Genomic DNA, 2,927 nt, shown 5'->3' on the forward strand with positions numbered 1-2,927 from the left:
CTTATTCTCCTTTGGCTGCTTTAGAGCTTTATGTTAACAAAACTAACTCGTAGTTTTGCGGGGCGAGAAACATAGAGTTATGCCTGAGAAAACACCGTTTCTTGTTGGTAGAAGTTTCTCGCTTGTGAGTTTTACGCATAAAGCAAAAGCGTGACAGTGACAGTTACAGTTTCATTTTTCTCTTCTCTACCTATCCCCAAAAAGGGTAAAGAGAAATTTTATATTTATATATATATATAAATATAACTATCTAATTATACTTTTTTCACACTTCGGCACTCTTGAAGGGAAAGTTGCGGAAAACAAAACTGTAACTGTCACTGTCACGCTTTGGGCTGCCATGGAGAGGTGGAAGAGTTCAACTGTACAGTTAGAAAGAGTTCTGTCATGCCTTTGCCATATTTATTTTCATTTTTTCCGCAAAATCCTTGCTTGTTTCAAAAATAAATTGTACTTTTGGAGCATGAATAACAAGCTATTCTTATCTTGTGTATGATAAAAGCATGAAAGTTAGCGAGTTATCTCATAGTAAACAACTAACGGTGAAAATCATAAACCAGAACGCAAACCCCGCTTGGCAGAGTTAACGCTCTCCAGGCGGGGTTTCTGCATTCATAAATTGATAATAGTGAATGAAAAATCCATTTGAATGGTTCCATAACCTATATTATGGAGAGAAGAATAGTCTTGGTGCTTTTGACACAAAGAATCCAACGTCGCTTGATGCATTGCTCAAGCAACTGTACATGACAGCGCATCATAGCGGGCATTTGCTTATGAAAAATTCGCTTCCTGCATTCAATGCAGCTTATTGTGTTGCCGTTTGCATTTTACAATCTGAAGCTATTGATGAGACTAATTTAGATGAGGAAATCGATTATACTATCAATACAATTTGGTTGGAGGATTATAAGAGAACTCATAAGGCAAAGGTTAGTCATTGCCCTTTTACCGAACTTGTGCTCATTAAATGGATGGTTTATGCTATTTTATTTCTGCAAGAAGAAAAAAGTCACGAGATGGCTTTTTTCCTAGTTGATTTCCGTAAAAATTTGGAGGTTCAAGATGAAGATGAATCTATTGATGCAGATGAATATGATTGGGGGATTATTGATGCTATGAATAGTTTTGATGAAACCATACTTGACTGGAAGTACCGCTATCGTACTTCTCTTCGACCACATCCTTTGCATCCCAAGTTTTACACTTCAAAACTCTGGATAGATATAGTTCGTCATTATAGTTTGGATGACTTGAAGTTGCAGCTCGCTTTATTTCCAACTATCGATGAGCAATTGGCTTTCCTGAACTGGGCAAAGGAAGAGTCCCAAAAACCACAACCTATGGATTACCTGGATGATTCCTTACCATTTTAACTAGACACTGCAAATATTGATTATGATTATTACAGATGATTTATATGCCGACCTTTCCAAGCGAATAAAGGCCGGAGAGTTTTTGAAGAAGAGGGATGCCTCTTCCAGCAGTCTGCCCTCTCTTCCTGAGGGTGCAGATGAGCGTATGCAGTCGTTTTACGAAGATTGCCAGGCATCGCGTGCTTTGGACGAGAAGAAGATCAAGGCTTTGGAGAATGAAATCCAGGCTTTGAAAGATGAGGCAAAGGCACGGATGGGGCGCAATGATGCGAATGAAGCGATTGCAGAGTTCAATTCAGCATTGGAAACTGATTACGATAATTACAAGGCTGAGTCGGAGAAGACCATCACAACGCTGAAGGAGGCGCTGGATGATGCCCGAAAGTTATCTACTGATGCCTTGGACAGAAATAAGAAACTGCTGAAGGAAATTGAGCGGTTGAGAGCCAAGAATGAAACACTTAGCAGTTTTGAAGCTATATCATATAAGCGTATGCCGCCACCTGTGCATGAAGAAAGCGGGAAAGATGATGGCAGCAAGGCAAAGGCCAAGATTGCAAAGAAGATCATCAAGGCTGGCGTGGATTATGCTTCTGATATTGCAAAGGTAAAAACCCCAGAGGATGGACACATGTGTATGCGCTTGCTTGACTATATGCTGGAAGAGGGTGTAAAGAAGGAGCTCTCTCATGACAAGGATACCCAATATGAACTGGGTAACATGATTCTGGGTATCATTCCAAACCGTGACAGGGCAATAGAGGAAATGAATGCCCGTAAGGTTGAAAATGAAGCTAGAGTTGTAGTCAGCAACGGCGGAATTTACAATAACGAGGTAAACAATCAGCATGTCGTTCCGCAGAACACGGGCAATGTCCTGCCTGGAGAAGGGATGCCGCAGTATAAGTTGGAGGATATGCCGCAGAATAAGTTGGGAGGTGATCAGCAATGAAAGAGAATCGGAAAGAACCTAAGGTAGTCATCTGTCCTGGTGCTATCTACAACGGATATGTGGAGCACCAGAATATCTTTGGCGTGATGAATGTATATCCATCGGGTGGAGGAGAAGCTGGGCAGAAGAGCCAGAGCATGGCTCATGTCGGGCAGATTGGGAAGCCATCCCACAAGGGCAGAAACAGCGAGCACCTCTTTGCCCTCGACGATGCCTGCTACTGCAAGGATGAGGTGGAAACCCGCCAGCAGGTAAGCCTCTTCTGCCGATTCCTGAAGCAGAACGAGATGCAGGGCGAGCCTATCAGTGCTAAGGTGGATTCGCCCCTGAACATCGCTATTTTCTCTTTTGTGAGACATTGGAAGGAACTGGGTGTTATTCCTCCAAAACGAGTAGTGGGAGTAAACACTATCTTCAGATTCCTCTCGGAAGATTGCCGCATCAGCAACTATGCTACGGGCAAATCTTTCTATAATGCCTTCAATGGTAGAGAACCGAAACCGGATGCCGATATCGAGCGGAAAGTGGATGCTTTTTTCGAAGAAAATAACGCCTAAAAAAGCAAAAAATAGCAGAATGATGCTTTTATTTTGAGTTTC

Annotated in this window: 3 protein-coding genes; all 3 read left to right on the forward strand. The window is 42.1% G+C overall.

Annotated features, from left to right (window positions below; all coding sequences use genetic code 11):
- Positions 1–632: 632 nt before the first annotated feature.
- The 3 genes from DXD25_RS16040 to DXD25_RS16050 are packed head-to-tail and all read left to right on the forward strand — an operon-like array spanning position 633 to position 2,885.
- Positions 633–1,376 carry a hypothetical protein gene (locus DXD25_RS16040; RefSeq protein WP_117664361.1) on the forward strand — a complete coding sequence of 248 codons (744 nt, stop codon included), beginning with the start codon at positions 633–635 and terminating at the stop codon, positions 1,374–1,376.
- Between the two features lie 22 nt (positions 1,377–1,398).
- Positions 1,399–2,328, forward strand: a complete 930-nt coding sequence (locus DXD25_RS16045) for a hypothetical protein (protein ID WP_117664362.1) — start codon at positions 1,399–1,401, stop codon at positions 2,326–2,328.
- Positions 2,325–2,885 (forward strand): hypothetical protein, encoded by a 561-nt coding sequence (locus tag DXD25_RS16050; RefSeq protein ID WP_117664363.1) that lies wholly within the window; start codon positions 2,325–2,327, stop codon positions 2,883–2,885. Before DXD25_RS16045 ends, DXD25_RS16050 begins: the two co-directional genes overlap by 4 nt.
- The last annotated feature ends 42 nt before the right edge of the window (positions 2,886–2,927 follow it).

Origin of the sequence: Prevotella sp. TF12-30 (assembly GCF_003436715.1) — a bacterium.
Classification (GTDB): Bacteria; Bacteroidota; Bacteroidia; order Bacteroidales; family Bacteroidaceae; genus Prevotella; species Prevotella copri_A.